The 6421-nt window shown below is 66.3% G+C and carries 8 protein-coding genes; 2 read left to right on the top strand and 6 right to left on the bottom strand.

Annotation, left to right across the window (positions count from 1 at the left end; translation table 11 throughout):
• Positions 1-47 precede the first annotated feature (47 nt).
• Positions 48-1400, bottom strand: coding sequence for an MFS transporter (locus AC5Y7E_RS17770; RefSeq protein WP_499950066.1), 1353 nt, complete (start codon positions 1398-1400; stop codon positions 48-50).
• Here AC5Y7E_RS17770 and AC5Y7E_RS17765 point away from each other — a divergent pair.
• Entirely contained in the window at positions 1399-2466 is a 1068-nt protein-coding gene (locus tag AC5Y7E_RS17765) for an amidohydrolase family protein (protein WP_499950065.1), read from the top strand. The two genes, AC5Y7E_RS17770 and AC5Y7E_RS17765, sit on opposite strands and share 2 nt — an antisense overlap.
• Positions 2467-2515: 49 nt before the next feature.
• Positions 2516-2905 carry a phage holin family protein gene (locus tag AC5Y7E_RS17760; protein WP_499916463.1) on the top strand — a complete coding sequence of 130 codons (390 nt, stop codon included), beginning with the start codon at positions 2516-2518 and terminating at the stop codon, positions 2903-2905.
• Between the two features lie 2 nt (positions 2906-2907).
• Here AC5Y7E_RS17760 and AC5Y7E_RS17755 read toward each other — a convergent pair whose 3' ends face one another.
• The 5 genes from AC5Y7E_RS17755 to AC5Y7E_RS17735 form a co-directional block, all read right to left on the bottom strand.
• Entirely contained in the window at positions 2908-3870 is a 963-nt protein-coding gene (locus tag AC5Y7E_RS17755) for an FAD-dependent oxidoreductase (protein ID WP_499950064.1), read from the bottom strand.
• Positions 3871-3933: 63 nt separating this feature from the next.
• On the bottom strand, positions 3934-4593 hold the full coding sequence (locus tag AC5Y7E_RS17750; RefSeq protein ID WP_499916459.1) for an Rv1352/Rv1906c domain-containing protein: 660 nt from the start codon (positions 4591-4593) through the stop codon (positions 3934-3936).
• 68 nt (positions 4594-4661) lie between these two features.
• Positions 4662-5156, bottom strand: coding sequence for an SRPBCC family protein (locus AC5Y7E_RS17745; protein ID WP_499950063.1), 495 nt, complete (start codon positions 5154-5156; stop codon positions 4662-4664).
• The gene (locus AC5Y7E_RS17740; protein WP_499950062.1) at positions 5156-5797 is read right to left on the bottom strand and encodes a nitroreductase family protein; all 642 of its coding nucleotides are present in this window, start codon (positions 5795-5797) and stop codon (positions 5156-5158) included. The genes AC5Y7E_RS17745 and AC5Y7E_RS17740 overlap by 1 nt, the downstream gene beginning before the upstream one ends.
• A 22-nt stretch (positions 5798-5819) precedes the next feature.
• Positions 5820-6302, bottom strand: coding sequence for a carboxymuconolactone decarboxylase family protein (locus AC5Y7E_RS17735; protein ID WP_499950061.1), 483 nt, complete (start codon positions 6300-6302; stop codon positions 5820-5822).
• Positions 6303-6421: the final 119 nt, after the last annotated feature.

Raw genomic sequence — 6421 nt, 5'->3', positions numbered from 1 at the left:
GGCCGGGAGCCACGCTGGCGTGACGCTCGGCAACGCAGGGGACCAGCTCACGTCACTTCGCTTGCCAGGAAGGCGCTTTCGGTCGTGCCGAAACGCACCCCGGTGGCGTCCTTGCCGATCAGCGTCAGCACCGCGACCGTGATGAGCACCGGTACGATCGTCGCCGCCAGCGCGAACGGGTAGCCGTGTGATTCGGCGAGGCGTTCCTGGATCGGCAAATTGAATGCCGCCAACAAGTTTCCGAGTTGATAGGTCACCCCGGGGTAGAGGCCGCGGATGGCATCCGGGGACATCTCGGTGAGGTGGGCGGGAATCACGCCCCACGCGCCCTGCACGAACAGCTGCATCAAAAACGAGCCCAGGCACAGCATCGCCGCGCTGCGCGAATACGCGAAGAGCGGGATGATCGGCAGCGCCAGGACCGCGCAGAAGACGACGGTGTAGCGGCGGCTGAATCGCTGCGACAGCGTGCCGAAGACCAGGCCGCCGATGATGGCGCCGACGTTGTAGACCACCACGATCCACTTGACCGTCGTGCTGGCCAGGTTGGCGCCGTGGTTGGCGTGCGCGCCGAGGAAGGTGGGGTAGACGTCCTGCGTGCCGTGGCTCATCCAGTTGAAGGCGGTCATCAGCAACGCCAGGTAGACGAACCGCCGGATGATCGCGCCGTTGCGCAGCACGTCGCGGATTCGGGTGCTGGTGAGCTTCATCTGATCCTGCGCGGCCTCCCACACCTCGGACTCCTGCACCCGGTAGCGGATGACCAGGCTGATCAGGGCGGGCACGATGCTCAGGGCGAACAGCCACCGCCACGACAACCCCAGCCAGTCGATCACCACCAGCGAGGCGACGCTCGCCAGCAGGTAGCCGAATGCGTAACCCTCCTGCAGCAGTCCGGAGAAGAACCCGCGTCGCTCCACCGGGACCTTTTCCATGGCGAGCGCGGCGCCCAGCCCCCACTCGCCGCCCATCCCGATGCCGTACAGCAGCCGCAGGATGACCAGCACGGTGAAGTTCGGTGCGAAGGCGCACAGGAAACCCACCACGGAATAGAACATGACATCAACCATCAGGGGCAGCCGCCTGCCGACGCGGTCGGCCCACAGCCCGAAAAGCAGCGCGCCGACGGGACGCATGATCAGGGTGGCCGTCGTGACGAACGCGACTTCGGCCTTGCTGTGGTGGAACGTCTTGGCGATGTCGGCGTAGACGAGCACCACGATGAAGTAGTCGAACGCGTCCATCGTCCAGCCCAATAGCGCCGCGATGAAGGAGTTCCGCTGATCGGCGGTCAACTTCGTTCGGGGACGTTGTGTGGTCACGTCAGCATCGTGGCTTACGCGGTGCGATAACGCGACTTGTTCCACCATGTGGACTCCGGGAGTAAGTTCCGGATACATGCGGATCATCGACGCCGACGGACACGTAGCCGAGAATTCCTCGCTGGCAATCGAAGCGATCAAGCGATGGCCGCAGCACGTCAAGTTCAGCACGGACGGGCGGCCGGGATTGACGCTCGAAGGCCGCAACTACCCCGAGGACACCGGCCCGGGTGCGGGTTGCCCGCCCGAGCACGGGATCAGCAAGGCGCCCGATATCAATTGCCGTTCACCCGAGGGCGTGCTGGGCGACGCGGATCGCGATCACATCGACACGATGGTCCTCTATCCGAGCATGGGGCTGTGCGCGCCCAGTCTCGAGGATCCGGAATTCGCCGCGGGATTCTCGCGCCTTTACAACCAGTGGATCGCGGACTACTGCGCCTCGGCGGGAGGGCGATTGCGCGGCGTCGCCGTGACACCGATCGAGCACGGCCAAGCGGCTATCGACGTGATGGCCGAAGCCAAAGAGCTTGGGCTGATTGCGACTTTGGTGCCGCCGGCGCTCAAGGACCGCAACCTCGACCATCCCGATCTCGACCCCTTCTACGCCGCCGCCGTCGAACTCGGCATGCCGTTGGGCGTGCACGGCGCCCCCGGCATCCATCTGCCCAAGATCGGTGTGGATCGCTTCACGAATTACATCCAGGTGCACTGCATCAGCTTTCCGTTCGACCAGATGACGGCGATGACCGCGATGGTCTCCGGCGGCGTCTTCGAGCGGCACCCGCAGTTGCGGGTCGCGTTCCTCGAGGCGGGCGCGGGTTGGGTGCCGTTCTTCATGGATCGGCTGCACGAGCATTACGAGAAGCGCGGCGACTGGGTCCAGCGCGGCTGGCGTCGCGATCCGCACGACTATCTGGCCGCGGGCAACATCTGGGTGACGTGCGAGCCGGAGGAACCGATCCTGCCGGGGGTGATCGACGTGCTGGGCGACGACTTCATCATGTTCGCCAGTGATTACCCGCACTGGGACGGTGAGTGGCCGGAGAGCACCAAGCACCTGCGTACGAGAAGCGACATCAGCGAGGCCTCCAGGGAGAAGATCGGCGGCTTGAACGCACAGCGCTTCTACAACCTGAACTGAGCGAGCTTCCGCTTACGCCTCGGACTGCCGGCTGGCAGGATCTGAGGGCATGGGCCCTTTTCTGTTGCGCGCCGCATTGACCGGACTCGCGCTGTGGATCGTCACTCTGTTCGTGCACGGCCTGAGCTTCGTGGGCGGCGACACGAAGCTGGAGCGGGTCGGCATCATCTTCGTCGTCGCGGTGATCTTCGGTTTGGTCAACGCGTTCATCAAGCCGATCGTCCAGATCTTGTCGATCCCGCTCTACATTCTGACGCTCGGCCTGTTCCACGTCGTCGTCAACGCGCTGATGCTCTGGATCACCGCGCGGATCACCGAACACACCACGCATTGGGGACTGCACATCGATCACTTCTGGTGGACCGCGATCTGGGCCGCGATCGTGCTGTCGATCGTTAGTTGGTTGCTGTCCTTGGTGATTCGGCGTACCGGCGCCTGACGTCAGGCGCCGTCGACCAGGCGCACCACGTCGCGCGCGCAACCCCAGGACAACGTGACGCCGTTGCCGCCGTGGCCGTAATTGTGGATGCACCGCGATCGCCCCAGCGGTTCGGCTTCCACCCGTACCGACGGCCGGTCGGGGCGCAGTCCGGTGATGACCTCGATCACCTCGGCGTCGTTGAGTCGCGGCTCGATGCGACGGCAGCGCTGCAGGATTCGCTCGGTGACCTCGGGTTCGGCGGTGGTGTCCCAGCGGCCGGGAATGCTGATGCCGCCGCAGACTACCCGCTGCGGATGGGGGAAGTAACAGGTCCATTGCGGCCCGGTGTTGAGTTCCAGAAACAGTTGCCGCAGACCGGGATTGGTGAGCACCACGTGTTGGCCGAACAGCGGCCGCACGGTGTCGTCACCGCTCAGCGCGCCCGCGGCAAGGCCGGCGCAATTGACGACGATTTCAGCGGCGTCGGCGGCCTCGGACAGCGATTGCACCGGACGCTCCTCGACTTCGCAGCCGGCCGCTGCGAGCCGCCGAGTCAGGTAGTCGAGGTAGCGCGGCATGTCGATCATCGGCACGGTCGCGCGAAACCCGGTATCAAAGCCGTCGGGAATGTCGGCCGGATCGGCCGGCCACAGATCGGGGATCAGCGACGCCGCCGAAGACATCGCCTCGCTCGCGGTCAGCTCACCGACGGCCAGCGCGGGTGCCAGCTGCACTCCGGAGTCTGGGTCCGCGGCGAGATCGGTGAACACTCGCAGCGAGTGTTCGGTCCAGCCCAGCGTTTCGGCCGCGCGTTCGGCCGGCCGTGGGGGAGCCCAGACAGCGCCGGCCACCGCCGAGGTGGTCTGCTTCAGCGTCGCGGCCGCCCAGACCCGCACCGGCCGACCCGCCTCGGCCAGACAGATGGCCGACGTCAATCCGCTGACGCCGGCACCGACGACGACAATTGTCCGCGCATGTGCCACGGCGCCACGGTAGCGAAAACAGGCCCGCCGCGGGTCGTCGGCGTCGACCGTCAGCGAGGACGGTCAGGAATGTGCCGCTTGCGAGGTCGCGGGAGCGGTCGGCGCTTGCGGCGCCCGAGACCCAGCCGGCGCCTGCGGAGCCGGAGACACGGCCGGCGCCTGCGGAGCCGGAGACACGGCCGGCGCCTGGGGGGCCGGAGAGGCCGATGGCGCCCGCTGGGCGCCCCCACCAAGCAAACTATTGAGGATTCCGAGCGTGCCCTGCACACCCGCGGGCGGTGAGGTCGCGGGCAGAGCGGCACCCGGCGTCAGCTGCCAGGGCTGGCAGCCGGAAGTCTTGAACGCTTTGTCACCCGGATCGATCTGGACGACCTGCGGTTTTTTGGACATGGCGTTGTCGATGATGCCGCCGTCCGGATTGGTCCGCTTCCAGTAGCAGGTGCCATCGCCGGCGGGGCCGCCAGAGCTGTAGATGCCGGGCGCGATGTCACTACCCACCGCGTAGATGCCGTCCTTGTCGATGGACGTTTTCGGCCCTGCCGGCGCAGGCGGCGGCGCCCCCGGGGACGGCGCAGCGGCCGGTGCCGGTGACCCCGGGCCCGGCCCGGGTGCCGGTCCCGGTGTGTCGTCCGGATCGGCGCTGGCAACCACCGTGGACGCGATCCAGCCCGCGACCATCAGGCTCGCAGCAACCAACCGTGCCGCGGTAGGTACTCCACCCATAGAGATCGAGGGTACCGGGATCATGCACCTAATTCACCGTTGCGACATCGCCGAGCCGCAAAGAAGGCCTAGGGGAGCCGCCGCACCCTGCCCGCATGACTGAGCGCGTGCTCGTAGGTCTTGAGATTGTCCCGGGAAATCTTCGCGTGCACGGGGCGTTCCAGGAAGAAGCGCAGCACCGGGTTGTACGCGTGATAGGTCTCGTGGAACGTCAGCACAGTGGTGCCGTCGGGCTGCTCCTCGAGCTGGTGATAGCCCTCGGCGCGGGACCACAGCGGGGCACCGACCGCGGTGTACCGCGACAGCTTGTTGAGCTCGGCCTCGGTCACCGTCTCCCACGAGCGCGCCCTGCCGCCGGACAGCAGGTACTTAGGCACCGGAAAGACGCAGGTGCGGACTAGACCCTCGCCGGCTTCGTTGCCCTCGTTGAGGATTTTCATGCTGCCCGTCGGCCACTCGAGAACCCGCGGCCTGGGCGCGTCCGGCGGCACCGGCGGATGCAGCACCCGCCAGACCCGTTTCGGCGGCGCATCGACGTGGAATCGCACGGTGTAGGACTGCATCAGCTTTCTCCGTCAGCCGGTACCCAACTGTTCCAGAACGTGATGGTCTCCGCGGGCGGCCGCTTGGCCGGCCGGAAGTCGGTGCCGATGGTGTACGCGACGGGAAAGAGCGCGGCCTGCGTGACGGTCGGCGGAATGCCGAGCAGTTCGGCGACCTCTCGCTCCTTGAACAGATGCATCGTCGTCCATACCGATCCCAGGCCGCGGGAGCGCAACGCCAGCAGAAAGCTCCAGCCCGCCGGGATGATCGACGCCCAGGCCGCCGCGGCGATGCCGGGTTCGGCCGTGTCGATGCGCTGATTGAGGCAAGGGATGACGTGCACAGGCACGTCGGCCAGCGTCTCGGTCAGGCTCATCGCGCTCTGGTACACCCGCTTCGTCTGCGCATCGGTCGCGTTGTCGGCCGCATACGCCAGGTATTGCGCGCCGATGCTGCGGTAGATCTCGGCGATGGCGGCCCGCTTGTCCGCATCGGTGATCACCACCCACCGCCAGTCCTGGGTATTGCTGGCCGTCGGGGCTTGCATCGCCAGCTGAATGCACTCCAGGATCACCTCGCGACCCACCGGGCGGGTCAGATCGAGGCGTTTGCGAACCGAGCGCGTCGTGCTCAACAGTTCGTCGACGGTGGCGATGTCCATGTAGTTCCTTCCGGATGGATGATCAGAGGTCGATGGCGCACGACTGGTCGACGCCCAGCACGCTCAACGAGCGTCCGAGGCCAAGAAAGACCGCAACGCACAGCGTGAGATCCAGGATCTCCTCGTCCGTGAATTCCCGCCGAAGTCGTTGAAAGAACTCGTCGTTGAGGGAGGCGTGATCGGTGGCGAAGCGTTCGGCGTACTCGATGCAAAGGCGTTGGCGCGGACTGTATCCCGGGTAGGTGGCGTACGCGGCGACGTTGTCGTAGAGCTCTGGTGCCACCCCGGCATCGAGCACAGATCGGGCGCGGAAATCCGAGCACGCAACGCAATCGTTGATCTGAGCGATGCGCATCCTGGCCAGCTCACGCTCGTCGGCGGGCAGGATGCTCTGCTGGTACGCGCCGCGGATCATGCGTTCGACCATGTCACCGAGTTGCGGCCGTAGCGTCCAGATCATGGCGGCTTCGCCGCCCGGGCCGTCCGGCACATTGAGACGGGCCATCAGCGAACTCCTGCCGGGTGAAGAGACGTACTGAGCTGAGCAAACCAGATCCGGCGCCACGCAGCTACATGTTCGAGGCGCGGAAGTTTCGCGATCAATGGGAAAGCCAGTTGTTGCGC

Source organism: Mycobacterium sp. NGS17, assembly GCF_059813205.1.
This window is presented reverse-complemented; position numbering and strand designations above follow the sequence as displayed.

What these genes read in the sequence shown, in the direction of transcription:
- AC5Y7E_RS17765 (WP_499950065.1), top strand. Translation starts at nt 1,399, where the DNA reads ATGCGGATCATCGACGCCGACGGACACGTAGCCGAGAATTCCTCGCTG.
- AC5Y7E_RS17770 (WP_499950066.1), bottom strand. Translation starts at nt 1,400, where the DNA reads ATGTATCCGGAACTTACTCCCGGAGTCCACATGGTGGAACAAGTCGCG.
- AC5Y7E_RS17760 (WP_499916463.1), top strand. Translation starts at nt 2,516, where the DNA reads ATGGGCCCTTTTCTGTTGCGCGCCGCATTGACCGGACTCGCGCTGTGG.
- AC5Y7E_RS17750 (WP_499916459.1), bottom strand. Translation starts at nt 4,593, where the DNA reads ATGGGTGGAGTACCTACCGCGGCACGGTTGGTTGCTGCGAGCCTGATG.
- AC5Y7E_RS17745 (WP_499950063.1), bottom strand. Translation starts at nt 5,156, where the DNA reads ATGCAGTCCTACACCGTGCGATTCCACGTCGATGCGCCGCCGAAACGG.
- AC5Y7E_RS17740 (WP_499950062.1), bottom strand. Translation starts at nt 5,797, where the DNA reads ATGGACATCGCCACCGTCGACGAACTGTTGAGCACGACGCGCTCGGTT.
- AC5Y7E_RS17735 (WP_499950061.1), bottom strand. Translation starts at nt 6,302, where the DNA reads ATGGCCCGTCTCAATGTGCCGGACGGCCCGGGCGGCGAAGCCGCCATG.